Raw genomic sequence first — 26,527 nt, forward strand, 5'->3', positions numbered from 1 at the left:
TGGAAATAGGTAATGATTGATTAGGTATTATGCGTCCCTCGATTTCCCATATATTTATTGATTTTCTTGAGTCTCATCCGGCTTCTAAGGTTAGGCTTGGTGACCTGGTGGATGCGCTGGGGCATCGAGGTCAGGCTATCTTGTTGTTATTATTGGCTTTGCCAAATGCTCTGCTCTTAAGTGCAATTCCGGGGGTGTCGACGATATTTGGGTTGCCAATGTGCTTTGTCGCCTTGCAAATGCTAATAGATCTGCCGAATCTATGGTTGCCATCGACTTTGAGGAAGAAAGAAATAGATCGATCTGTTTTGGATCGGATCGTGAGGCGAAGTTGCACCTATTTAGTTAAAATTGAACACTATATTCAGCCAAGATTTACCTATTTTACCTATGGGTTTTTTAGTAAAATAATTGCATTTTTTTTGCTGCTACTTTCTGTTATAATTGCGCTTCCTATCCCATTTGGAAATTTCTTTGGCGGATGGGGCGTTGTTTTGCTCTCCATGGCTGTTATTGAGCGCGATGGCATTGTTGCCGTCTTAGGCATGATTTACACTCTTATCTTTTGCGTGCTTTTATATCATCTGGCGGCTAAAATCGGTGGTTTTATTTTGGGGTTGATTTAGGCGTCGTGGTATCTGTTGTTCCTTTGCGCGTTTGGTTTTCCCAAAAGGCTTGTAGCTTACTCATATTCCCTGGTTTGATCGACATGTTTTCAACGTGTCGATTGCTCATGGGTGGTTCCGTTGGAACAGATTTGATCGGGGGGATTGCCGGCTGTGTGGGTGCGGATGATGATGCTTGCACTTCGCTAGGGTATGCTGGGCGATAGCGTTGTTCAATCGTTCGTTTTACCATATCCAGAGAAAGCGTGTTTTTACTAGGCCGAGGGTTTATTCTATGGGCAAAATCGCGTTGTGGCGATGAATTTGGAAATAACTTGTCGCGCTCTTGTTTTAATGCGTCGGCTATTATTCTTGCTCCTTCAATGCGTCCTGAGCCAAATCCTTTTTTGATCTTAAATTTCTCGAATAAATCTGTAAATTTAATGTTTTTTGTGTTTTTTAGGCAATATATTAGGTAATCATAAACGCCTTTGCGTTCATCTTCCGGGTATACAGAGATATAAGCTTTAAACATACTCAAAAAAGGTGTCCAGTTATCGTCCTTCATGTAGTCCCCAAATTTTTTTGAGGACATCAATAGCATGTAAAACATATCATAAAAAATTGGACTATTAGGCGTTCCATTAGTATCTAAGCTATTAGCCATGGTTTCAACGTCGATCAATGAAAGTTGTCCTGTTGTTTTATCATAAAAGACGTTATCTCCGTGTAAGTCTCCATGAGATACAACAGTTACATTAATAAAATCACTTAATGTTTTGGGGGAACCTTGTCCTGTGAAATGCCTGATCTTTACATGAAGATTACCCAATGCTTTCCCTAAAGCTGAAAATGCTAAATTAACAGTCTGGCCGAGGTCTTTTTTAACTAGAGATGTAAAGCTTTCCCCTTTGGCGGAAGGGATAACCATAAAGACTTTTTTTCCGTACTGAAACGTCGCTATGGGGAGCATGATATCAAATTGTTCTTGAGCTGTTGCAAGTGTAGGTGATTTTGAAAGGCTATCGAGGTTAATTTGTTCGCCTAATACTCGACCTTTTGAGACCAAGATGGGTTTTGTTCTCAGGTATTTGATGTAAAAGATCTGTTCATTGGATGTTTTTGTATTGTATGTTGTAACACGATAAATTTGTCCACTGACAAAACCCCCTTCTAGAGCATTAACATCAGTTACAATATTTTCGGGTTTTATCTGAAAAAATAGAGGCTGAGTTGCCTCTACAGTCGAAAATTCATTGTTGCTTGACCATTCTTTGAGTACGGTTATGAGTTTTTGCGGAAGTTGCGGCGTTTCATTCCATGTTGATTCTTCAAAATCTTTGCTGAGATCGACCCGATGTTGATTATAAATAGCTAAGAGATCCCTGACCGTGTCATAGCGATGTAATTTTTGTGACTCTATGTTCTCTGTTGACCCTGCCGGAAAGAATAAGCTGACTAATATTGCTGCTTTGATTAAGGTCTTGTTCATTAAAATATGCCCGAATAAAAAACATTTCAACAATGAAATAGTGTTTATTCAGTATTATTCAAGTAAAGATTACGCGAATTTAAGTACAGTAGCTTTCTGTATATGCAGATCTAACACATTCTAGATCTTCGGGAGTGTCAACACTCAAGGGAACCTCATCGACGAGTCCAACGCCGATTGTCATGCCAGCCTCAAGAGCGCGGAGTTGTTCTAGTTTCTCTGTCAGCTCTAGATGAGATGGGGGAAGACTGACAAAACGCTCAAGAGCATTTCGTTTGTAAGCATAAATTCCAATGTGGTAGTAATGGGTTTCTGCATTAGCCGGGATGGGAAGGCGGCTAAAGTATATGGCTTTTGCCAAAGCTAAATCATTGTGTTTTTCCCAGGCAGAAGTCGCAATTTTTACAACATTTGGATTTTGTGCATCTTCTTGTGAGTTAATTCGTGCTCCCAGAGTGCCAACGTCAAAGCCATGTTCTGTAATGGGGACGAGAGATGCTTGGATGACAGTGGGGGCAATAAGAGGGAGATCGCCTTGCAGATTGATAATATTCTCATAGCTATTACTCGGGTCATATTGTCGCAGGGCCTCAACAATTCGATCGCTTCCTGAGGGTAAATGAGGGTCTGTTTCGATGGCAATTCCCCCATGAGATTCGACAATATTGCGGATTTCTGGACCACAACAGGCAACCAAAACAGGGCCTAAATCAGCTTTGTAAGCCTGTTCCATCACGCGAATAATCATAGGTTTCCCGTTGATGTCAGCCAAGGGTTTATTGGGGAGGCGCGTTGATGCTAAACGGGCAGGAATAATTGTAATAGTTTTTGTCATTCTAGGGGCAACTATTAATGGTTTTTTATAGTTATACCGTGCTTACAACCCCATTGGCAAATGGAATAAATTCAGATTATAATCAACTCAAGGTTAGGTAAAATTTCTGGAAAATTATGAATAGCTTTGAATTCAACAAAATTGCTGGAGCCGTTCTCTTTGCTCTAATTATTTCTATGTTAGGCAGTTTAATGGGGGATGGTTTGATCCATCGTGACAGGTTAGAAAAGAATATCATTGATATTGAAGTTGCGCCTGCGGGTGGTGGAACAGAAGAAGCTAAGAAAGAAATTGCACCCATAACACCACTTTTAGACAAAGCAAACGTTGCCAATGGCGAAGCAATTGCTAAGAAGGTTTGTTCTCAGTGTCATATTTTTGCCAAAGGGGCAGCAGCTCTTCCAACGGGGCCTGATCTATGGGCTATTATTGGTCGTGCTCGCGGTTCAACAGAATTTGCGTACTCCAAAGCCATGAAAGAAAAAGGCGGGAATTGGGACGAGGAAGAAATTAATAAGTTTATCATTAAACCTCGTGATTACCTGCCGGGGACAAAAATGTCTTTTGCCGGCTTAAAGAAAGAAGAGGATCGTGCGGACTTAATCGCCTATCTTCGAACATTGAAAGGTTAAGGTTTTATCTTGTTGGTTTTAACGGGGAAAGCTCGTATTAGGCATGGGCTTCTGTCTTTCTTTTATTTTTTTAGATTTATCATTTCTTTTGTCGTTTTGGCTGTATTTTTGTACGCAAAACCCAACACAGGACATCTGCCCCCTCAGGCGACTGAGGGTTTTTCTGTTTTTGAAAAGCGAAAGTACCCCGACGGATTCCAAAATTTTGAGTACGTGAACCCCAAAGCCCCTAAGGGTGGACGTGTTAATTTAAGTTCTGTCGGAACGTTTAATAGTTTGAACCCCTTTATTGTGCGTGGTGATTATCCGGCTGGAATTGGTCTAACCTTGGGAATGTTAATGACTGATGCAAAAGATCGGGCTGGAGAAACCTATGCTTTTGTCGCAGAATCGATTGAAGTTGATCTTGCTCGTAAGTATGTTATTTTTCGAATTAATCCTAAAGCTCAATTTGATGATGGTGTCAAAGTAACGGCTGATACGGTTATTTGGTCTTTTAATACGCTCAAGGAAAAAGGCCTTCCGATGTTCCGGACCTATTATAAAAACGTTCCAAAAGTTGAAAAAATCGGGCCTTTAGCTGTTAAGTTCCATTTAGATGACACAAAAAACCCTGAACTTCCCTTGATTCTTGGGCAGGTTTATATTTTTCCTAAGCATTTCTATGAGAAACAACCCTTTGATCAAACGACATTAACTATTGCGCCGTCTTGTGGCCCGTATCGGATCAAAAAAATTGAGCCGGGCCGGAGTATTACCTATGAACGGGTAAAAAATTGGTGGGGTGAGGATATTCCAAGCCAGCGCGGCAAGAATAATTTTGATGAAATTCATTTTGATTTTTATTTAGATCCGAACTCTCAATTTGAAGCATTTAAACGCGGGCGGATTGATATTCGCAGCGAGCCTTCTATGAAAACGTGGAAGATGGGGTATGATTTTCCTGCGGTTGCACAAAAATTGGTTATAAAAGAAGAGCTTGTTTATAAAACCACCCAGCCAACCTATGGTTTCTTTTTTAATACCCGCCGTTCTATTTTTCAAGATATTCGGGTCAGAGAAGCGTTGACGATTTTGTATAATTTTGACTGGGTCAATAGGAATGTTTTTTATGGGGGGTATACCCGTAATCTGAGTTATTATGCCAATTCATGCTTTGCCGCACAGAATTTGCCGAGCGATGAAGAACTTTCAGTATTAAACCCCTATCGTAATCAACTTGATTCTCGGCTTTTTAATCAGGAGTTTGTCTTAAATTCGCTAAAGAAAAATGCGGACGTTCGAGCGGCACTGTTGAGAGCGACTGAATTGTTTAAACAGGCAGGATGGGCTATTGATAATGGCGTTATGCGCCAAATCGGCACAGGTGTGCCCTTTGAGTTTGAAATCTTGATTGATGACCAGTCCAAAGAAAAATTATGTATTCCCTATACTGAGTTTCTAGAGCGATTAGGCGTCAAAGCAATTATTCGATCTGTTGACAAGGCGTCTTATACACAACGTGTTGAATCCAAAAATTATGACATGGTGCTCGAGTCTGTTTTGCAAAGTAATTCACTGGGCAATGAACAGCGTGATTTCTTTGGGTCAGGGCGTGCAGATGTACCGGGGTCGCGGAATTTTGCAGGGATTAAAAACCCTGTGGTGGATGGTTTGATTGAGGCGTTGATCCAAGCTGATTCATATGGTCAGCTGTGCCAAAGAGCGCGTGCCTTGGATCGTGTCTTATTATGGAACTTCTACATGATTCCCGGTTGGTCAAGTGGAACAATTAAGGTTGCTTATTGGGATAAATTTGACCATCCGGAATTTACCTCGCCGTTTAGTCCTTTTGATATCCAAACATGGTGGTTTGATCCGCAAAAAGCAGCAGATTTGGATGCGAAACTCTCATCAACACCCAGTGGTGGATTTTTTAGATCACTTTGGGGTAAGGTAAGAGGGATGTTTGATGATTCTAATTCCAATTAATTTCTAGTGAGATTTATGCCCACTTATATTTTAAAACGTTTGTTATTAATTATCCCAACGTTGTTTGGGATTATGCTTATCAATTTTGCGATTATCCAGTCTGCCCCGGGGGGGCCAATCGAGCAAATAATTTCCAAAGTACGGGGTCAGTCCGGCGATGCTGAATCCCGGTTAGGTGGTGGAGATGGCGGTAGTCAATTTGATAAGATGTCAGGGAATGAATCTATGTATCGCGGGGCTCAGGGGATTGACCCAGAGTTCATTAAAGAATTAGAAAAGCAATTTGGTTTTGATAAACCAGCCCACGAACGGTTTTTCAAGATGATTAAAGACTATATTCACTTAGATTTTGGGAAAAGCTATTTTCGAGATACACCCGTTTTGACTTTAATTCAGCAAAAACTGCCTGTTTCAATCTCGCTTGGCTTGTGGACAACATTATTGATTTACCTGATCTCAATTCCTTTAGGAATTCGCAAGGCTGTACGCGATGGTAGTCGCTTTGACATGTGGACCAGTGCTGTGATCGTTGTCGGCTATGCGGTTCCAAGTTTTCTATTTGCTTTATTTTTGATTCTATTTTTTGCCGGTGGAAGTTATTTTACATGGTTTCCATTGAAGGGCTTAGTTTCTGATGGATGGGATACATTTAACTGGTTTCATAAAATAACTGACTATTTATGGCATATGATTCTACCCGTGTCCGCCATGGTTATTGGTGGTTTTGCTAAGTTAACGTTGCTGACTAAAAATTCGTTTCTTGAAGAAATCAATAAACACTATGTCATCACGGCGCGCGCAAAGGGCGTCAGTGAACGTGGTGTTCTCTATTCTCATGTGTTTCGCAATGCCATGCTGATTGTGATTGCGGGGTTCCCAGCCGCTTTTATCCACATTTTCTTTACGTCATCGTTGCTGATTGAATTTTTATTCTCATTGGATGGGCTGGGATATATGGGATTTGAGGCTGCTTTGAGTCGAGATTACCCCTTGATGTTTGGAACGTTGTTTATTTACACGTTAATTGGTATGTTTTTGCAATTAATTGGGGATTTAACCTACATGTTGGTTGACCGCCGTATTGATTTATCTGCGAGTCGGGGCTAATCATGAAATTAACACCACTAACTCAGCGCCGCTTATCGTTATTCAAAGCTAATAAGCGTGGTTATATATCTTTATTTATCTTTGCCTTTATTTTTATTATAACGACCTGTGCCGAATTTATTGCGAATGACAAACCCCTGTTGGTCTATTATGATGGGGCAATCTACAGCCCTGTTCTCAAAGCCTATCCGGAAACTTTCTGGGGAGGAACCTTTGAAACTGAAGCTGACTACCGTGATCCTGTGGTACAGGATTTGATTCGACAAAAAGGGTGGTATCTGTTTCCTTTAATTCCCTATAGCTATAATACGGTCAATTATAATTTAGATTCTCCGGCACCATCTCGCCCGACTTCAGATAACTGGTTGGGAACAGATGACCAGGGGCGAGATCTGTTGACACGCCTGATTTATGGGACGCGTATATCTATCTGGTTTGGCCTTATTCTCACGTTTTTTGCTATGTTGATTGGTATAACCGTGGGCGGAATCCAAGGATATTTTGGCGGTAAGGTTGATCTTTATGTGCAGCGATTTATTGAAATTTGGGCCGGGTTGCCGATCCTCTATTTATTGATGATTTTGTCTAGTATGGTACAGCCGAGTTTTTGGTGGTTGTTAGGGATTATGTTGCTCTTTGGTTGGATGAATTTGGTTGCTGTGGTGCGTGCAGAGTTTTTCCGAACACGGTCACTCGATTATGTCCGTGCGGCTGAATCTTTAGGAGTTTCCAACTTTAATATCATGCGCCGTCATATTTTACCCAACGCTATGGTTGCAACCATCACGTATCTTCCCTTTATTATTAACGCATCGATCACAACGTTAACTTCTTTGGACTTTCTTGGGTTTGGATTGCCACCGGGGTCGCCATCCTTAGGGGAATTGATTACGCAGGCTAAAAATAACGTGCATGCAACTTGGCTTGTGATGGCAGGGTTTATGTCCCTTGCGATTATTCTTAGCCTTTTGGTCTTTATCGGAGAAGCCGTCCGTGATGCTTTTGACCCACGAAAGGCGGTGGCGAAATGACATTATTGCACGTCAAAGATCTAAGTGTGCGGTTTAGTCCTCATGGGGCAGAAACGGTGGATGTTGTAAAGTCCGTCTCATTTCAGTTGGATCGAGGGCAAACACTTGCACTTGTTGGTGAAAGTGGCTCAGGCAAATCAATTTCTGCTTTATCGATTATGGGGTTGCTGCCTTATCCGGTTGCTAGTCATCCAACAGGATCTATTCTTTTCGATGGTGAGGAATTATTAGATCGGGGTGAGGATTTTCTCAGAAATTTCCGTGGCAATAAAATCGGCATGGTTTTCCAAGAGCCGATGACCGCTCTCAATCCATTGCATACTATTGAACGTCAGATTGCTGAACCTCTGCTGATTCACAAGAGAATGACGCCACAGCAAGCACGTCAACGGGTTTTAGAATTGCTGGAACTTGTTGGATTTCGCGATGGTCACAAGCGTCTTGATGCTTACCCCCATCAACTTTCCGGGGGACAGCGTCAACGGGTTATGATTGCCATGGCGCTGGCTTGTGAACCAGAGCTCTTGATCGCTGATGAGCCAACAACAGCATTGGATGTGACTATCCAAGCTGGGATTATCGATCTGATTAAGTCATTGCAGAAAAAATTTAATATGGGTTTACTACTGATTAGTCATGACTTGAATATGGTCAAAAAGATTGCGGATAATATTGCGGTTATGAAAAACGGCGTATTGGTTGAGCAGGGAACATGTGCTGATGTTTTGGCATCGCCGCAGCATCCTTATACTCAAGCTTTAATTGCAGCAGAGCCCCACGGGACTCCTTTGACTCAGCCGAGCCCAGATGTGATTGTTGAGGCGCAGAATTTAGCTGTCTACTTTAAGAGAAAACCTGATTGGTTCTGGCAGAAACCAGAAATCTTCAAAGCTGTTGATGGGATTGATTTAACGCTTCATAAGGGCGAAACATTGGGAATTGTTGGGGAAAGTGGGAGTGGTAAAAGTACGCTTGCCTACGGTCTTTTACGACTTGTGCCAAGCCAAGGGCGCATTATTTATGCGGGTGATTCTGTTGATCTCTTATCTGTGAAGCAAATGCGAACTATGCGTAAGCATTTGCAAATCATTTTCCAAGATCCGTTTGGTTCCTTAAATCCACGCTTTTCAATTCAGCAAATCATCGGTGAGGGGTTAGAAGTTCATACCAATTTAACGCCCGATGAAATTGATGCGGCTGTGATTCAGAGTCTAAAGGAAGTTGGTTTGTCAGAAGAGGCGCGTCACCGCTATCCCCATGAATTTTCAGGAGGACAACGTCAGCGCATTTGTATTGCCCGTGCTTTAGTCCTAAAGCCCGATGTTTTGGTGCTTGATGAACCAACTTCAGCGCTGGATCGATCAATTCAGGCGGAAGTGATTGACTTGCTGCGTCAGTTGCAACAGAAATACACGCTGTCTTATTTGTTCATCAGTCATGACTTAAAAGTCGTCAAAGCCATGAGCCACCGCATCATGGTCATGAAAGACGGAAAAGTTGTGGAGCAAGGGGAAACCGATCAGATTGTCTACCATGCTCAATCTGATTATGCCAAGAAACTCATGGCTGCTGCTTTTCAGTAAACAAAATAAAACTATATCGTTCGTTGAGTCACTAATCTTCAGTAAATATGAGGTTGATTATGAAGGTCGAACGAACTCCTTTCACAACATATGATTTCATTGGATATTTTATTCCGGGATTCATATTTTTGTACATGATGTATTTAACTTTTGACGTTGATTTATATCAGATTTTATCTGATGAGCGCAAAGAAATAGTCGCACATGAATATATTATGTTTTCAATATTTCTTGTTCTTATGTCATTTGTTGTGGGCCATTTTTTATCCATGGTCAGTCATGTGCTTCAAACAGTGGCTATAAAAAAGTTTGATGGGTGCAGTTGTGAGAAATGTTGCTGTAAGAATTGTATAAATATTCTTGATTATTGGAATCAAGGGGGTAGAAGAATTTTTCCCGAGGATAAGGATAAATATAAAAATCTTGTAGATAAGATTTTTAGGAAATATGAAAAGGAAATAGGCGAAGAACTAAGCATAAAAGAATATACTTTTGATAATAACCTTTTCTTAAAAGGGATGGCCGCTTATTTGCAAGAAGATAAATTCAAAATTGTTTATAATTATATGGTTATTCAAGGGACATTTAGAGCGTTTTCTCTCATTTTTCTAGTGCATTTAATGGTGGTATCTTCTGGGATGATTTTTTTTCCTTCGTTATTAGAATGTATAGTTAATCAACATTGGGGAAGGATTTTATTATTTGACTTTATGTCTGCGTTGATTTCATGGAATATTTACCTAAAGTATTTTAGGCGCCAGATAGAAGAAACTGTTTTGCTCTTAATCTATGACCAGTTGGAACGTAAACAGAGTTGTAATGAAAAACTCACTTCTTAAAATGATTTTTGAAGTGATCGTGGTTGCCTGACAACCGTTGCCAGATTTTAGAAAAGAAGGTGTCCGTATGACCTTCTTGCCACAGATTCTTATATTTACCTGTATAGACGTGTTGAATTAAGTTCTCACGAATAGCAGCTTCAGGATGGTCAAAGGCGATGTGAATGTGATCCTTAAGGCGGCTCACCACATGGCCCGGATAGTCTTTGAAATGGTCAAAGCTGACATAGACAGGATCCCCCGTGGTTAGGTCTTCGCAGTTTGGGATAATAACCTGAGTTCCTGTGACTGAGATATCGACCATATGTCCTGCAATATGTTTATGCTCTAGATCAAAGCGGATATCAATTGGCATGTTGACATCAAAGCGTTCTTCTATTCTATAACGTGGTCGTTCAATACTCATCATAGCCATTAAAACAAGAATAGCGATGTTCATGAATGCCCAGGCAACCGACACAGGAAAAAATCCTTCTTGGGATACCACTTGAAATTGAGGCAAAGAATTAATCAGGATGCCAATAACGGTCAAACCTAGAAGTGTCAGAGTAATATACAAGGATATTGGATGATATTGACGTTGTTTGCTGCCTGCTCCCTTGGGTGTTACTTTAAACGGGGTACCATAGGGGCGAACAAGGGAGTGTAAAACGGTCGGCAACATATTGATGGCTGAGAGATTTTCATAGGCTGTTGTGAAGATTGGAATCCACCGCCAAGGGCCAAGCCACATGGTTGCTAAATAGGATGCGGCAAAAACAGGCAGTTGGTAGCGAATGATATCGACGTAACTGCCGACAATAAAGGGTGGGGCATCAAAAAAGAAATAGATGATGGGGACCAATAGAATCATTAAACGAATGATCGGATGAATGATCCAATGGAGTGGGAGGAAGAATAATTTTTTTATAAAGGATAGTTGGGGATTAAATATCCCGTGTTCGGCATATAACAATTGGACACCACCACGAGCCCAGCGTTGTCGTTGAATGGCATAGGCATCGATAGATTCTGTGGCAAGGCCATGACAGAGAGGTTCATTTAAATAGCGGGTCACGTAACCTTTGGTGAGTAACTTAACCGACAATAAAATATCTTCGGTAATCGAGTCAAAGGACAGTGCTCCGTGATGGACTAGAAGTTTGCGCCGCCCAATGGCTGCTGTGCCACAGAAAAAGGCTACGTTCCAGGCATCGCGGCTGGGCATGATGATATCATAAAACAACCGTTGGTCATCGGGGATATGATTGTGTAATCCCATGTTTGTTTGGACAAAGTCATGATTGAAAAATGTATGGGGCGTTTGAACAATTGCAGTCTTTGGGTCAAAGAAGAAACCAATTGTTCGGTAGAGAAAATTTCGGTGCATGACAAAGTCAGCATCGCAAAAGGCAACAAGGTCGCCATTTGTTAGGGGAAGGGCATGGTTTATATTTCCGGCTTTTGCCCCAATATTGTTCGGGCGGGTGATATAGCCTACATTTTTTGCTTCGCAGTATTCCTTGAGCCAGTCACGCTTGCCGTCATCTAAAACGTAGACATTGATTTTTTCTTTTGGCCAATCCACATAAAGAGCCCCTAAGATTGTACGTTCTAGAACATCGAGGCCTTCATTGTAGGTTGGGATGTATATGTCAACAGAGGGGAGTTGTTCAGGCTTAACGGATCTAAGTTTTTCTTCGCCGTTATCAGCAATGGGTTTGTTATCTCTATATCTACTCATCAAGAGCATAAAAATACTATTTTCAATCCAGCCTAAGAATTCGATGGAGAAGCAAAACCAGACCCAAAAACCATACAAAGAATTACTGTCAACGGGTAGAACTGTGAAGATAATTCGCCAGCCTAAGTAATAGGTGCTGATGGCAATAACTGTGCCTAAGACAACACGTCGCCATAGGGTGGATGTATTGGGTAGCAAGGGGAGGAAAACTAAAAAGCCGAGCGTGATAAAGAGAAAAAGCTGAAAGAGATCGACATAGGACTCTAAGAGCATGGTTTATAATCCTTGGAAACGAACTTGTCCGGTGCGTCCTACGTGACAGAAATCGCCAGGTACTTGCTTTAAGGATTCTTCGTTGAATTTGACCAAAACTTGGATTTCTCGTTGACGCTGAACATTGGGTAGGCCAACCATCAACCCCGCAACACGTGGATCAATAGATCCGCCGCGAACATAGGATATTTCTCCTTCAACTTCGGTGGATGAGCCATTTAATTTGATATATGCTTTTTGGCCAGGCTTTATTTTTTCAAAAAGACGTTCTGGTAGGGCAACATCAACAAAAACATTTGAGCAATCCAAAATTTCCATGATCGGTGTGTTTTGTTCAACAAATGTTCCCTTAGCACTAAAAAGTCTCCATATGGCACCGTTAACGGGGGATTTAACCTTTCTGTTTGCTAACAGTGTTATCCGTGCTTCTTCTGCTTTTTTTACATCAGCAATATTCGTTAGTTTGACTTTATATTCGTCTATCCGAGATGAAATATCATTTATTTTCATCTGAATATCATCCATTTTTTGCTTTTGTCCTGGGTAATCAGAGCGACCATCGGTATTTACACTCACGCCTTGGCGGATCGCTTCTACCTGAGACAGGTATGTGCGAATATCGTTTTCGGCTTGATCAACGGCTTCTTGAGCCTCTTGGTACCGTGATTTGGACGTATCAAATTCAGAGCGAGAGACAAATCCCCGGTCAGCTAAGTCTTTTTTGCGATTGTAATCGCGCCAAGCCATGTCAAGAGATGCTAGGAGTTGTTGTTGTCTATCTTCTGCTTTATTGAGCGTGAGAATTGTCCGTTGCTCCATGGAGCCGAGGTATGTTTTCCAACTTTTAGCAAGGTCATCAAATAACTCTTGATTCTTCTTAATTTCAGTCTCAGAGGCTGTGATTCTCTCTTTATAATATTTCTGGTCAATTGATAATTGTTCTAGTTTGACTTTGTCAACGGTTGGATTTGAAAAAGAGGCAATCTCTTGCCCTTTTTTAACTTCTTGTCCAAACAAAGGAAGGTCAAAAGTTATTTCCCCAGGGATCGGGGCAACGATCTGGACTGTACGTGCACTCACTGCAGCATTAATACTGTATGTATAAAATAGTCTTGGTAAATAGACAAATAAAAGCAGTCCTAGCAAGAACGTTGCCAGAATAAGGCGTGTTATTTGCCCTCGTGATAATGTCATTTACATTAATACTCAGAATCAGACTATTATATTTTATAGTATGTAGTATAAACTGCTAATTAAAGATTAATTTTTTATAAAATGAGCGATATTTTGGATTTTTCTAAATTAGCTTTACATCGTCGGGATCTTGCTAAGACAATTTCTGTGTTGGAATCTGACGCTGCAGCAGATAAAGCCATTGCGGATGATATTGTTCGACAAGCGTTTGATCATGTGCAGAATCATTATTCAGGACGTGTAATTGCTGTAACCGGTATGCCGGGGGCCGGGAAGTCTACGTTCATTGATGTTTTTGGTCTACATCTTGCGCAACAAGGCCATAAAGTTGCCGTTCTTGCTGTTGATCCATCATCGCAATTGACATTCGGTGCGATTATGGGGGATAAAACGCGGATGTTAGACCTTGGTCGACATCCGAATGCTTATATTCGACCAAGTCCGTCGGGGGCCGGTTATTTGGGTGGTGTCTCTGCAAAGACGGAAGATGTTGTCTTACTGCTTAAAGCCGTTGGGTTTGATTACATTTTTATTGAAACAATTGGTGTCGGGCAAAATGAGAGCGATGTGAGTTTGTTTGCCGATCAAGTCATTATGCTTGTCCCCCCTGCAACAGGCGATGAGATTCAGGCTCTTAAGCGTGGGAATATCGAGTTTATCGATTTGATTCTGATCAATAAACATGATGGTGATACGCGAGCAAGCGCAGAAGCCGCTGCTAGTTCGTATCGCTCCAGTCTGGGGGCTAATGCCAAAATTATATTAATTTCGAGTCTTGAAAAGACAGGGTTAGATGCTGTGGCGTTGTCTTTACAGGCAATGCCCTGTCGCTTAAAAAATGAGCGGTCTCTAATGCGGTATCGGTTGGAACGTTCGTTACTATCTGAGCTTTTAGACGTGCCGGAAGTATGTGCAATCTATGATGAATCTTTGGGGGTGAATGTCCCAACTCGCGATAAAATGAGAATATTTATGAATAACCTAAAGAAGTTATTGACGAAAGCCTGTTAATTATAGTAAATATGAACCAAGTAATTTTTTATTTTGATGGAGTATTACCATGGCACGTCGTTGTGCAATTTCAAAAAAAGGTGTGCTTGCTGGGAATAACGTAAGCCACGCAAATAACAGAACTCGTCGTCGCTTTTTGCCGAACCTACAAAACGTTAGCTTTATGTCCGAAATACTCGGCCGTTCAGTAAGCCTGCGTCTATCAACAAACGCTGTTCGTACAATCGAATTCCACGGCGGTCTTGATGCTTACTTGACAAAAGTAAGCTCAGTTGGTTTGGATGCAAAAATCGCAAAGTTGAAAAAACTTATTGCTGCAAAAGCATCTGCCTAAGATCTCTTTCGAAGATTTAGAAAACCCCGCCGAGTGCGGGGTTTTTTATTGGGGCTAATTTTGTATTCTAGCATGAAGCGTCGGGTTCGTGTTTCTATTCAAAATTGATTCGATCGTCGTTGGAATCCGGGCATGATATAGCTAGATAATTTTAATTCGGCTACAAAAACAAGGAACGAAGCGTACACTGAGTACGTGAGTGACACTGTTTTGCATAGCTGAGTTATAAGGAATCGGCTATATAACAAGAAAACTTACAGTTCTCTTTGATGGGTTTACTCATTTGTGGATCATTTTAGGTGGTACAGTTATCCCTTGGTTGTTTGTAACTTGGTGACATGTATCGCCCATCTCTATGTTGAGTAAATCGTCTAGAACATAAAAAACTGCTTAGTTTTTTCATGATAATGTTTTAATTCAGCTGTCCCTGCAGGCCTCTTTTAAAAAGGTGAACAGATAGTGGGAACATCTATGTTGAAAATCCAAATATAATTAACCTTAAACAACGCAATAAAATACTCTAGATTTGCTTATATAGTCGTTCAGATTAATTGTCTGACAAAAAACGAGAACCAGGACCTACACCTAAGTGTAACACTGTCGGAGATTGAAACTGGATGACCATATAGTTAACATGCGAAAGGAGATTTTTATATCATGACTGCTTTATTGACTGACTTCTTTATGAAATTAATTGGGAGCAATGGCAACAATTTTGAACATCGTAAGAATAGAGATTTTCAACAACCCTATAGTAGCGATAATGAATTTTGGGCAGAGGGTTATTCTCTCGACTGTTGGGATCCGGATATATAGTTCTGATGGGGAATCCCCTTCGGCTAATCATTAGATAGAAACGATTTGTTTGGAGGGAAGGCTTAACGAATAGATGCGACAGAACATCTGGATGCCTTCTTTCTATCTAAAAATTCCTTTAATACCGTTTTCTTAGATGTTTCGAATTATTGCTGTTTCTGGTAAATTACTTTATCTAACCATTTGATGATATATTCAGGGTATATCTTAAACCATTCATCAACTGAATAATTGCCGAGGTCTGTATCAATATCAGAAAAGTAGGGGCCTTGCTGAGCAAACCAATTATAGAACGCTTGCCAGAACCCCATACCATAGTTAGGAATTTTCTTCGATATATATGCTCGGTCGCTAAAAGCGCTGTGCTGAACGAGTGGAGACCAAACGGTGCTGTTTGGTATTTTTATTAATTGGTCGCCCACGTCTTCTTGATATTGCATCATTCCTCGAATGAATAGGACAGGTTTTTTATCTGGATTAGGAGGGGGGACACCAATATGCCCGAAAACTTCTCTTTCTGTTATTTTAGAATCAATATCGACAATAGCTTTAATCCGTTTATCTTTGAATCCTTTGATATGGGTAATATTTCCACCAATACTATGTCCCAGTAAAATAATTTTGTTTGTGTCAAAAGAATCGGATAATTTTCCAAAAAGATGTAAGTTTTCAAGGGTGAAATCAATATCTTTTATTGCAGATGCAATGACTTCATCATCGTATTGATATCTATAATCCCGATCGTGTCTAAGATACCAAAGATCTTTAAATGTTAATGTTATTTTTTCGCCAGCAGGAAATTTAACGAAATTGGCTACATAAGGTTGATCCATTGTAATCACGATATAGCCATGAGAGGCTAAAGCTTCGTATAGGATTGTCTCACCTTGACGTTCGCCACCGCGGCCAGGAAATGCTAAGATGATTGGCAGTTTACGACTCTGGATAATAGGGGTATCTGGAATAGAGTGGCCTAAAATTTTTACTCCATAAATAGTCCCATCAATAAGTGTCCCGAACATATAAGGGGACGTTGCATTCGTTTTTCTTGTTGGGTAGAACACAGTTGCCATCCATCGACGTTCTTTGGTATCGCGGAGTTGGGTGCGGCTTGTGTCTTTAAGTCCAATATTGGCTGTTCCAACACCATAAGGGCCTGTCGGTTCTGGTAAAAGTAAAATGCTGTCATTTGCATAAACAACTGACAGCATAGAAAAAACGAGGCAGAGAGCCCTTTTTAGGAGGATCAATTTTATTTTACCTCAGCCCAGATGCGGCGCTTGCTCAGGTACATAACAATACTCATGATCAAGAGATAGAATATGACCTTGATTCCCATTTGTTTGCGATCATCAGATTCAGGTTCCGATGCCCAAGCAAGGAATGCTGTAACGTCATGGGCCATTTGCTCAACCGTTGCTTTTGTCCCGTCAGAATAGGTGACTTGACCTTCGGTATGTAAAGGCTGCGCCATTGAGAGTTGGCCACCGGCAAAATATGGATTGTAATGGCGGCCTTCCCCAATTTCAACACCTTCCGGTGCTTTTTCATAGCCCGTTAAGAGGGAGTAAATATAGTCTGGTCCAAATTTGCGAGCTTTTACAACCATAGATAGATCCGGCGGATAGGCGCCATTATTGGCCGCGCGAGCGGCTTTTTGGTTTGGATACGGCTTTGGAAACTTATCAACAGCCGTTGCTTTGCGCTCAATTGGCTCACCGTCTGCGTTTAAGTCCGGAACTTTATACTCAGCAGCAAGGGCTGTGACTTCGTCTTTTGTCAATCCAAGGTTTGATTCACGGATTTCGTGAATAGTTTTCCCTTTCCCTTGAAGATTACCAAAACGTAAATGTTCAATAGCATGACAAGATGCGCAGACATTTTTGTAAACTTCAAATCCACGTTGTAGTTCAGCACGTTTAAAGGTGCCGAGAGGGCCTTTGAATGAAAAGTTTACATCTTTAGGATGTTTTGCATCCGTGCTCGAGAAAGCTGTACCGATTGTCATCATTCCAATAATTAAGGAAGAAAGTAATGTATTCTTCATCTTATTTCCCCGCTTTCAATACTGGGTTGCTAATGCTCATCGGTAAGGGCGGTACCGGTTCATACTTGTTTAATAGGGGTAACAGAACCAAGAAATGGAAGAAGTAGTAAGCGGTACACAATTGGCCGATGGCAACGAACATTCCTTCAGGTGGGTTTGCGCCGACCCAGCCTAGCACGATGCAGTCTAGGAATAAAACCCAGAAAGCTAGGCGATAGTACGGACGGAACTTTGCGCTGCGAACAGGATGCTTGTCAATGAATGGCAAAGCAAACAGAACAATGATCGCACTAAACATCGCAATAACACCGGAAAGTTTGTCAGGGATGGAGCGTAAAATTGCATAGAAAGGTAAGAAGTACCACTCCGGGACAATGTGAGGTGGCGTTACCAATGGGTCCGCTGGAATATAATTATCTGGTTCACCAAAGAAGTTTGGAGCAAAAAAGACAACGCCTAAGTAAAACACCAAGAAAATACTCAGACCAAAGGCATCTTTAATCGTATAGTAGGGGTGAAACGGAATGCTGTCTTCCGGCCCCTTGCGGTCAATGCCAAGAGGATTGTTTGAGCCAAATTGGTGCAAGGCAATTAAGTGCAACATACTGACGGCTGCAATAATGAATGGCAATAAATAGTGTAGCGCAAAGAATCGATTTAGGGTTGGATTGTCGACAGAAAATCCCCCCCATAACCATTCAACGATTGACTCACCAACAACAGGGATGGCTGAGAATAAGTTGGTGATCACGGTTGCTCCCCAGAAACTCATTTGTCCCCAAGGAAGAACGTATCCCATGAAAGCTGTTGCCATCATTAACAATAAAATGACCACCCCGAGGATCCAGAGTAGTTCACGTGGCGATTTATAGGATCCATAATATAATCCGCGGAAAATATGGATATACACGACGATAAAAAACATCGAAGCGCCATTCATGTGAAGATAACGAATGAGCCAGCCATAGTTAACTTCACGCATAATGCGTTCAACAGAATCAAAGGCAAGGGCTGTGTGTGGGGTATAGCTCATGGCCAAAAAAACACCGGTCAAAATCATGACAACAAGCATAATGCCGGCAAGTGAGCCAAAATTCCAAGCATAGCTTAAATTTTTTGGGGTTGGATATTCACGAAGTTCGTGGTTAACCATTGTAAAGATCGGCAGGCGATCATCAATCCATTTAATAATACTCACGCTTTTTCCCCAATTCTGATGACTTTATTATCATTAATGAATGTATATGCTGGAACTGGTAAGTTCAGTGGAGCTGGCCCGCTGATGATTCGTCCAGATGCGTCATATTTTGACCCATGGCAAGCACATAGCCAACCATCTTCACCTTGCTTTATTAAGTTTTTGCGTTGGGTTGGGATGCACCCTAAGTGGGTACAGACGCCGATGACGACCAACCAGTCGGGTTTTTGAACGCGAGATTCATCCGTTTGGGGGTCTTTTAGATCTTTAAGTGGCCAAGCGCGAACTTCTTTTACTTCTTCTTCTGTGCGTCTTTTTATGAAAATCGGTTTGCCGCGCCACATGGAAACGATAGAATCGCCGGGGTTAAGTTTTGAAACATCAACGTCAACGGTTGAGGAAGCAAGTGTATCATCCGCCGGGTTCATGCTTTGGATAAAGGGAACAACAACAGCTCCTGCGCCAACAGCAGCAAAGGCTCCTGCTGAAATGTGAATAAAATCGCGGCGTGTTGCCTGTGGTGTATTGTCAGTTGTTTTCTTACCCGTGGCCACTCCGAACCCCTTTAATAAAATTATTCCTATCCCATTAAAGCCTGATTTTCTGTCCTTTTTGAATGCGACAGCATGACGCATCAGGTCTAATATTAACGAACTAAAAAAGATTTAGCCTTATAATAAGACCCTTTCCGATGCTTATCATGCAATAATTGATTGGAGCCTCATAAAGGGTGGTGAGTTTATGAAGAAAAAACTCAGAAGAGAGAGTAGGATGGGTATCTCATTAAATCATCTTTCTTTTTGCTGGAGAAGGTGTTTAAGTGATGCTTTGTTTTTGTAGCCGATTTGAAATTGCCTAGGTATAGTGATAAAAGTTGATCCTTATCTTGAAATTCAAATGTCAGACCTTTTATCCTCTATTCACAATCCCAATGCACCTCTTGCTGAAAAATTGAGGCCATCAAGTCTTGATGAGGTTGTTGGCCAGCCACACTTGACGTCATCTAATGGAATTTTGGGGCAATTATTTCTATCTAAGAAATTGCCATCCCTTATTTTGTGGGGTCCTCCTGGAACAGGGAAGACAACATTGGCTCGGCTGATCGCCAAACAAACTAATCGTGAGTTTGTTCAAATATCCGCGGTTTTTTCTGGGGTTGCTGACCTTCGTAAGGTTTTTGATCAGGCGCAAGGGCGGGGCAGTATTATTTTGTTTATCGACGAAATCCATCGCTTTAACAAGGCGCAACAAGACGCGCTGCTTGGCCCCATTGAAAGTGGCTTGATTATATTGATTGGCGCGACAACTGAAAACCCATCTTTTGCCTTGAATTCGGCGTTACTTTCAAGGGCACGGGTGCTGACTCTAAATTTGTTGGATGATGCGGCGTCTGAACAATTGTTGCAGCGTGTTGAACTTTATCAAAAAAGTCCCCTAAATTTATCGCCAGAAGCAAGGACGGCCTTGATTGATATGGCTGGAGGAGATGGGCGTAACTTGCTGAATTTAGCTGAATCAGTTACTGATTATAGTGATGACCATCCATTGACTGCAGAAGAATTAGGAGAACGTTTACAAAAGCGTTTTGCTTTGTACGATAAATCTCAGGACTATCATTATAACATCATTAGTGCATTTATTAAATCTATGCGTGGGTCTGACCCGGATGCTGCACTGTATTGGTATCAGCGTATGATTCAAGCCGGGGAGCCACCTCTATATATTGCGCGACGGATTGTTCGTTTTGCCTCAGAAGATATTGCCTTGGCAGACCCCCAAGCCCTCATTCATGCCATGGCGGCGCATCAGGCTTATGAGCGATTAGGCAGTCCAGAAGGGGAACTTGCTATTGCCAATGCCGTTGTTTATTGTGCAACAGCGCCGAAATCGAATGCCGTTTATATGGCGTTTAAAGCAAGTGCTTCATTTGCAGGTCATCATAATACTCACGTTCCGCCAAAGCATATCTTAAATGCACCGACAAAAATGATGAAAGATCAAGGATATGGGGCAGGGTATCAATATGATCACGATTGTGACGATGCTTTTTCGGGGCAGCGATTTTTCCCTGATGACTTACATGAAGAAAACTTTTATAAACCCGTCGAGCGTGGTTTTGAGCGAGATATTCAAAAGCGTCTTGACTATTGGCACCATCTGAGACATAAGCGGAGAAATTAAAGGGAAACGATGACACATAGCTGTTTTTTATAACGAACTATGTTCGTTTCATTTATGAGCTAAGTTGACGTGAGTTCGACATAAGAAGGTCTATCCAGCAATAGAATCCTGCATCCTCGACTAGAAATTCTAAGTTTTCGTTAGAAAACGCTAAGGATTTTTTGATCGGGGATCCAGGTAACCATAAAAAACGTAGATCTCCAATCAATCAAAGCTAAGGTTTTCTAGCGAAACCCTATCTTTGCTCGTCGGAAATGACGAGCGTGTCTGATCTTTCTTATATCGAACTCTCGTTAAGTTAGATCCCTAGATATTGAGTAATTTTTGCCTCATTCAATTCAATGACTTCATAAAGCTTTTTTGTGCCAATGACTTCCCAGTCATAATTTTCTTGAGGAATAGACTGGATTGCTTGTCTCGTTTTTTCAAAGGAACGTTGAGCAAACCCCATGGCTATATTGCCGGCTATCCCATTCATGTTAACGGCTGCCCAGTAATAGAATTGTCCCGCTGACATATAGCCATCCATTAATAATTCAGGGGCAACATTTTGAGATACAGCAATTTGTTGGTCAAGAGCCCGTTCAAGCTTATTTCCGGCTATTAGAAAGCATTGGGCCATCAACGTTTTTCTTAATTCTATTGCTGTTTTTGATAAAAAGTGGCCTGGGATATCTTTAATAATCAGGCCAAGTTTTTCTAATTTAAATGATTGAAAGTAAGGTGAGTCTTGAGGGCTTAATTGGGCCATCAGAATAAAATTAGCCGGTATGTTCTTGTAAACATACTCTGGGATTAAATGTTTAATTTGTTCTAGAGCCAATTCTTCTGGGGTGGGCGTTACTGTAATGTCGAGATCTTTTGCGAGATCGAGTAAGTTAATATTCGTATTGTTTTGTTGGTTTTCTCTAAGCTCTTGGCGCATTTCTTGAACACTGCCGAACCCTGATTGTATATGGGATGGAATTCCATATTCCCTTAGTTTTTTGTCCATATCTTGTGCTGCACATAAGGATGTAACGGATAATATGCTGAGTAAAGTTCTCATAACTGCCTCCTGTTTGTATTTATATTTCAAAACAAGCATCACAGTTATAATTAAAACATACTTTTATTAATAAAAAACTATTTTTATTTCTTTTTGTTGTGATTATCAGAGTTAATTTTAAGAGTATATCGTAATCTTATAATCGATAGTTTGAGTTTTTATTCAGCCGTGAAAAGGGGGTAAAAGATATGTAGTTATTCAAATTGAGATTGATACCACTAAAAAATGGTTTTGGGTCTTGAAATAGAGAGGGACTCTGCTTCTTCCTTAGGGGGGGGGAATGAGGCGACCTTGATTTATTGCTCTTGGTTAGAATGACTTATCATCTATAAGAAATTATAAGAGTAATCCCGCGAGCGTTGCTGAAAGGCATGTTGCAATTGTGCCTGATATAACAGATTTTAACCCCAAGCTGACGATCATGTCGCGGCGTTCCGGAACCATGGCGCCAAGGCCACCGATAACAATCCCGATGGCAGAAAAATTCGCAAAACCGCACAGAGCGTACGTCATAATTGTGGATGTGTGATCGCTCAGGGTTCCTTGAGGGAGGGCTGCTAAATCACTGAAGGCTACAACTTCATTGACGACTGTTTTTGTGCCAAGCAATGCGCCAGCTGCTGCGGATTCGTGCCAGGGAATACCCATGAGCCATGTGACCGGAGCAAAGAAATATCCAAAAATGCGTTGCAGCGAGATTGGTGATCCGTCAACGTTTGGCAGAAGGCCAAGGATGCTGTTCGCTAGATAGACCAATGCCAGAGCAACAATGAGCATTGCTGTTATATTTAAAAAGATATTGAGCCCGTCAGATGTCCCTTTGCTAACAGCATCCATCCAACCTGTGAATTTGTAGGGCATAACAAGATGGCCTTCAGTTTGGGTGCTGCCTTGAGGGACCATTAAGCGGGACACAGCTAAGGCTGCGGGGACTGAAATAATTGAACACATTAAGATGTGAGCAATTGGATTTGCAATGGTGTCCTTCAATATATAGGAATACAAAGCCATAACTGTGGCTGATGTCGTGGCCATGCCACAGGTCATCACAGCAAACATTTCAGAGCGTGTGAAATTTTTAAGATAAGGGCGGATCAAGAGAGGGGCATCAATATTCCCTAGTAAAACTTTTGCGCCTGCAGCAACACCTAAAGCTCCGCCAATATTCATTGTCCGTTGTAAAACCCAGGATGCGCCATTGACGATGATTGGCATGATGCGCCAATAGAATAGAAGCATAGATAGAGCACTTACAACCATGATCATTGGCAAGGCCTGAAGGGCGAAAATAAATGTATTTTGAGCAGACTCTGGGTTCATTGCAAACGGGATTTCACCACCGCCGATGTAACCGAAAACAAACTGTGTTCCTTGTTGGGTGGCTGTTTTTAAGGCTGTTACAACATTGCTGAGGCTGCCGAATCCGTCGCGGACAAGATCAAATTTCATCAGGATAAAGGCTAGAGATATTTGCAGAGCGAGAGCGGATAGAATCGGACGGAGTTCGGTCTTTGATCTATTTTCACTGAGGAGCCAAGCAAACCCTAAAAACGTAAAAATTCCAATTATTCCCTGCATTGATTGGTTAACTCCGCCTAATATTTTTATCAGAATATCCTAGTTGTTAGCCAAGCGGAAGCAGAAAAATAAAGCCCTCAACTTTGAGGGCTTTAGCTTAACGGGGGCACTTTAGTTATTGGTTCATTGCGTTTTGAATGAAGTCTCTTAAAGAAGATGCTCTGCCTGGGTCTAGGTTCACATTTGAACTTTGGCCGGATCTGTGCATCCGATGGACGCCTGTTTTTTGTCCGTTTAAACTGACGTGAACCCCTGATCCTTTACCGTTCGTAACGGATCCACCTAGATGTGTGACTATTCTTTGGAAATCCTGGAACGTGATATTGTTTTGTGGGTCTAAGAAAACCTCAAGGTCCTGCATGAGGCGTTGTTCAGGGGCAGAACTAGGTGTTTTTTCTTCCGGAATGTAGCTCTCTATTTGTTTTGTTGTGCTGACTTGCGCTTGCCTTGCATCTTGAAGGACTTGGCGTGCCTCTTCTTTTTTCCCGGCTAATAGTTTTTTTGCAATTTTTTCTTCTTGACTCTGGTTGAGGGAGATATTTCTTCGTAAAATACGGTTTGCTGATTTTGCTAGTTCAAAACCGGCATCTTCTGCATTTTGTAAGAAAATAAATGCTTCTTTTCGCATAGCTAACTTGCGATCATCCTTAAAGTTCGACGATGTTATGTATAGATATAGACCCAATGTGTATTGGGCTTGAATGACGCCGGATGTTGCAGCAGAAACAAGTAAGTTAATTGCGGTATCTGTAGCTTCAGTATTGATCAAGACAGTTGCTGTAACGTACTGATGATATGGCTCATTCAAATCAAGCTGGTGGGTTAGCTGAATCAAGTCTGATAGTTCTTCTGTCGTTCTTAGCCGTGAGAGACCGTATGATATGTATTGAACTGTTGCATCAGCATCCCCCATTTCAGCTCCTTGTCCGTAATACATTTCTGCGAGCTCATCATCTTTTTCGACGATGACACCGTTTTGATAAAGGGCGCCGAGATTATTAGCTGCAATCGGATTACCCAAAGCTAAGGATTTTTTGTAAAGTCCAACGATTTCATCTGATGCTGTGCGGCCTTGTGTCTGTTCAAGGCAGAACCCTAAATTTGTTTGTGCTCCATGGTGATCCGGTGCAAGGCGATAATACTTAATTGCTGTCTCTAATGACAGTTCAAAGCCCCATAGACCTTGTTCATAAGCGTAGCCAAGATTGCAATAGGCAAATTCTGATTTTTCTTTTTCTAAGAGCACTAAGTACTCGTGAATTTTCTCATCACAATTCTCAAAGTGATTTTTGAAGTTTTCGATCATCAAAAGACATAGTTGCTCAATATTTGTGGTGTTGTTTTCCTTGGCTAAAGTTATAACAAATTTAATTAAAAGTTCTTGATCTGAAGGGGGTAGAGTCTCACGCTGATTTAGGTTCTTTGCAACCCAATAGTTTTGTGCATCTTTATCACCTTCTTGTGCTGCTTCTCTCAGAAGTCTTGCGGCTTCTTGCTCATCTTTGGGGATATTGAACGTATCAAAACCAGGATGGACATGGGCGAGTAATCCGGATAAAAGATATTTTGCTTCCGGAAGGTCTTTTGCTCGCTTCAGATAGCCAAAAGCTAAGATCTGATTTTTGGGGTATACGTCACCAGATCCGTTGAGATAGCGTTTTGCTAACAATAACGATGTGTTTTGATCGCCTTTGTTTGAGGCGCGTTCAAAATACTTTTTTGCAGCAGCGGGGTCAATTTGGGTTCCGCGTCCATTATCAATCATGCTTCCTGTATTATAGAGTGCAGTCGGATCTTCGTATAGCTCTGCGGCTGTTCTGAAGTAATCCAAAGCTTTACTTTCGTCCACCTCTATGCCACTTAATCCTTTGTCATATATAGTTCCAAGCATTTGAAGACATCGAGAGTGGGATTTTTGGTGTGTGGTATAATTCAGATCTGTGGGTTGTATGGCTTTGAATGATTCAAGTGCCCTTGTAAACCAATAGATGCTTCGATTGATATCCGGAGCAAAGCTGCTTTCGGGGTTTTCGCTAAAAGCCTCTCCTAGTTTATGTTGAGCATCAAAGCTGCCGGATAATGCAGCAAGATAAAACCATCTTAATTGCTGAGGCGTTTCGGCTGACGGGATAGATGGCAAGTCTATACTGAGTTTGTTGGCATAGTAACTAAACATAATTTGTATGTCGGCGTTCCCTTTTTGGGCTGCTACAAATTGCCATTGTGCTTTGCGATGTGCGTTTTTAGGAAGCGTTACAGGCGGTGTGCCTGGTAGTTTTCCGCCAGCTGTATAAAGTCTGGATAGTGTTGTCTCTGGAAGTCCTGATTCGGCGTTAACTGATAATATCCCTTGGCTTTTTAAATACTGTGCTTCATGCAAATATGATTTTTCTATTTTAATATTGTGCTTGCCTGCAACGCTTTTAAGGCGGTCAAGAGCGAGAATTGAGTAAGGATCTGCGTATTTGGCTGCCTTCAAGTATCCTTTGATAGTAGTTTTTATCTGGCTATTGCTTGGTTTTTGGCCTAATTTTGCTTCTTGATAACGAGCTAAGATAAAATAACCATAACCTGTTTGGTATTGATTACTTAATGATTCAATTTGACTGGCTATATCTTTCTGGTTTGTATCTAGACTCTGGGCAAGTAGGGATATTTTTAAAAATACATCGCCGCCCGGATAACCTGTTGGCGCGAATTGGGCGTGGTCGAGTCGTTCAACCCAATCAGATTTTGTTTGGCCTTCAAGTGCATCTGGGTCTATAAGGTTATTTTCTTGGCAATATTGCAGGAAAGGAAAGACGCGTGCATCATTGATTTGCGTGTCCCTTAAGAATGTCGTGACAGCGCCTGTATAATCTTTTTTTTCGAATAACAATTCAGCTTGATCAAAAGCTTGACTGGAAAGGTTGAGGAGGAGGGAAGATAAAAGTCTTTTGTGCATGTATTTTGATCCTATTACATTTTATAATTTTATATATGGGTTTATTTGGTATAAATACAATTTTTATTTTCTTGGTGTTATTTGT

Annotated in this window: 22 protein-coding genes; 11 read left to right on the forward strand and 11 right to left on the reverse strand. The window is 41.3% G+C overall.

Annotation, left to right across the window (positions count from 1 at the left end; translation table 11 throughout):
• The first annotated feature begins 29 nt into the window (after positions 1-29).
• Positions 30-626 carry an exopolysaccharide biosynthesis protein gene (locus KF820_03185; protein ID MBX3457348.1) on the forward strand — a complete coding sequence of 199 codons (597 nt, stop codon included), beginning with the start codon at positions 30-32 and terminating at the stop codon, positions 624-626.
• Here the strand turns inward: KF820_03185 and KF820_03190 are convergent.
• Positions 607-2,097: a hypothetical protein gene (locus KF820_03190; GenBank protein ID MBX3457349.1), complete on the reverse strand. Its 1,491-nt coding sequence runs from the start codon at positions 2,095-2,097 to the stop codon at positions 607-609. The two genes, KF820_03185 and KF820_03190, sit on opposite strands and share 20 nt — an antisense overlap.
• Positions 2,098-2,176: 79 nt before the next feature.
• Positions 2,177-2,932: a 3-deoxy-manno-octulosonate cytidylyltransferase gene (locus tag KF820_03195; protein ID MBX3457350.1), complete on the reverse strand. Its 756-nt coding sequence runs from the start codon at positions 2,930-2,932 to the stop codon at positions 2,177-2,179.
• A 116-nt stretch (positions 2,933-3,048) separates the two neighbouring features.
• On the opposite strand from KF820_03195, the gene KF820_03200 reads away from it, so the two are divergent.
• Genes KF820_03200 through KF820_03225 form a run of 6 tightly spaced genes read left to right on the forward strand, consistent with a single transcriptional unit; the run spans position 3,049 to position 10,095 of the window.
• Entirely contained in the window at positions 3,049-3,564 is a 516-nt protein-coding gene (locus KF820_03200; GenBank protein MBX3457351.1) for a cytochrome c family protein, read from the forward strand.
• Between the two features lie 9 nt (positions 3,565-3,573).
• A complete protein-coding gene (locus tag KF820_03205; GenBank protein ID MBX3457352.1) occupies positions 3,574-5,535 on the forward strand; it encodes an ABC transporter substrate-binding protein in 1,962 nt (653 codons plus the stop codon).
• A 15-nt stretch (positions 5,536-5,550) separates the two neighbouring features.
• Positions 5,551-6,642, forward strand: a complete 1,092-nt coding sequence (gene yejB / locus KF820_03210) for a microcin C ABC transporter permease YejB (protein ID MBX3457353.1) — start codon at positions 5,551-5,553, stop codon at positions 6,640-6,642.
• Positions 6,643-6,644: 2 nt separating this feature from the next.
• A complete protein-coding gene (locus tag KF820_03215) occupies positions 6,645-7,673 on the forward strand; it encodes an ABC transporter permease (protein MBX3457354.1) in 1,029 nt (342 codons plus the stop codon).
• A complete protein-coding gene (locus tag KF820_03220; protein MBX3457355.1) occupies positions 7,670-9,256 on the forward strand; it encodes an ABC transporter ATP-binding protein in 1,587 nt (528 codons plus the stop codon). The genes KF820_03215 and KF820_03220 overlap by 4 nt, the downstream gene beginning before the upstream one ends.
• A gap of 59 nt (positions 9,257-9,315) precedes the next feature.
• Positions 9,316-10,095 (forward strand): hypothetical protein, encoded by a 780-nt coding sequence (locus tag KF820_03225; GenBank protein MBX3457356.1) that lies wholly within the window; start codon positions 9,316-9,318, stop codon positions 10,093-10,095.
• Here the strand turns inward: KF820_03225 and KF820_03230 are convergent.
• Together KF820_03230 and KF820_03235 are read right to left on the reverse strand one after the other, a co-directional pair.
• A complete protein-coding gene (locus tag KF820_03230; GenBank protein MBX3457357.1) occupies positions 10,085-12,091 on the reverse strand; it encodes a glycosyltransferase in 2,007 nt (668 codons plus the stop codon). The two genes, KF820_03225 and KF820_03230, sit on opposite strands and share 11 nt — an antisense overlap.
• A gap of 3 nt (positions 12,092-12,094) precedes the next feature.
• Complete coding sequence (locus tag KF820_03235; protein ID MBX3457358.1) at positions 12,095-13,285, reverse strand: HlyD family efflux transporter periplasmic adaptor subunit; 1,191 nt, start codon at positions 13,283-13,285, stop codon at positions 12,095-12,097.
• Positions 13,286-13,366: 81 nt separating this feature from the next.
• On the opposite strand from KF820_03235, the gene KF820_03240 reads away from it, so the two are divergent.
• The 3 genes from KF820_03240 (at position 13,367) to KF820_03250 (ending at position 15,446) form a co-directional block, all read left to right on the forward strand.
• Complete coding sequence (locus KF820_03240) at positions 13,367-14,296, forward strand: ATP/GTP-binding protein (GenBank protein ID MBX3457359.1); 930 nt, start codon at positions 13,367-13,369, stop codon at positions 14,294-14,296.
• A 49-nt stretch (positions 14,297-14,345) separates the two neighbouring features.
• The gene (rpmB, locus tag KF820_03245; protein ID MBX3457360.1) at positions 14,346-14,630 is read left to right on the forward strand and encodes a 50S ribosomal protein L28; all 285 of its coding nucleotides are present in this window, start codon (positions 14,346-14,348) and stop codon (positions 14,628-14,630) included.
• A 657-nt stretch (positions 14,631-15,287) separates the two neighbouring features.
• A complete protein-coding gene (locus KF820_03250; GenBank protein MBX3457361.1) occupies positions 15,288-15,446 on the forward strand; it encodes a hypothetical protein in 159 nt (52 codons plus the stop codon).
• A 146-nt stretch (positions 15,447-15,592) separates the two neighbouring features.
• Here KF820_03250 and KF820_03255 read toward each other — a convergent pair whose 3' ends face one another.
• The 4 genes from KF820_03255 to petA are packed head-to-tail and all read right to left on the reverse strand — an operon-like array spanning position 15,593 to position 19,326.
• Complete coding sequence (locus KF820_03255; protein ID MBX3457362.1) at positions 15,593-16,657, reverse strand: hypothetical protein; 1,065 nt, start codon at positions 16,655-16,657, stop codon at positions 15,593-15,595.
• A gap of 41 nt (positions 16,658-16,698) precedes the next feature.
• Positions 16,699-17,493, reverse strand: a complete 795-nt coding sequence (locus KF820_03260; protein ID MBX3457363.1) for a cytochrome c1 — start codon at positions 17,491-17,493, stop codon at positions 16,699-16,701.
• Position 17,494: 1 nt separating this feature from the next.
• Positions 17,495-18,691, reverse strand: coding sequence for a cytochrome b N-terminal domain-containing protein (locus tag KF820_03265; GenBank protein ID MBX3457364.1), 1,197 nt, complete (start codon positions 18,689-18,691; stop codon positions 17,495-17,497).
• Positions 18,688-19,326 carry a ubiquinol-cytochrome c reductase iron-sulfur subunit gene (gene petA, locus KF820_03270; GenBank protein MBX3457365.1) on the reverse strand — a complete coding sequence of 213 codons (639 nt, stop codon included), beginning with the start codon at positions 19,324-19,326 and terminating at the stop codon, positions 18,688-18,690. Before petA ends, KF820_03265 begins: the two co-directional genes overlap by 4 nt.
• Before the next feature lie 262 nt (positions 19,327-19,588).
• On the opposite strand from petA, the gene KF820_03275 reads away from it, so the two are divergent.
• Positions 19,589-20,872: a replication-associated recombination protein A gene (locus KF820_03275; GenBank protein MBX3457366.1), complete on the forward strand. Its 1,284-nt coding sequence runs from the start codon at positions 19,589-19,591 to the stop codon at positions 20,870-20,872.
• 298 nt (positions 20,873-21,170) lie between these two features.
• Here KF820_03275 and KF820_03280 read toward each other — a convergent pair whose 3' ends face one another.
• The 3 genes from KF820_03280 to KF820_03290 all read right to left on the reverse strand — a co-directional run bounded on the left by KF820_03280 (position 21,171) and on the right by KF820_03290 (position 26,442).
• Positions 21,171-21,920 carry a hypothetical protein gene (locus KF820_03280; GenBank protein ID MBX3457367.1) on the reverse strand — a complete coding sequence of 250 codons (750 nt, stop codon included), beginning with the start codon at positions 21,918-21,920 and terminating at the stop codon, positions 21,171-21,173.
• Positions 21,921-22,256: 336 nt separating this feature from the next.
• Complete coding sequence (locus KF820_03285) at positions 22,257-23,498, reverse strand: nucleoside:proton symporter (GenBank protein ID MBX3457368.1); 1,242 nt, start codon at positions 23,496-23,498, stop codon at positions 22,257-22,259.
• A gap of 115 nt (positions 23,499-23,613) precedes the next feature.
• The gene (locus KF820_03290; GenBank protein MBX3457369.1) at positions 23,614-26,442 is read right to left on the reverse strand and encodes a sel1 repeat family protein; all 2,829 of its coding nucleotides are present in this window, start codon (positions 26,440-26,442) and stop codon (positions 23,614-23,616) included.
• Positions 26,443-26,527 lie beyond the last annotated feature (85 nt).

This window comes from Candidatus Paracaedibacteraceae bacterium (assembly GCA_019636055.1).
Taxonomy (GTDB): Bacteria; Pseudomonadota; Alphaproteobacteria; order Paracaedibacterales; family Paracaedibacteraceae; genus Paracaedibacter.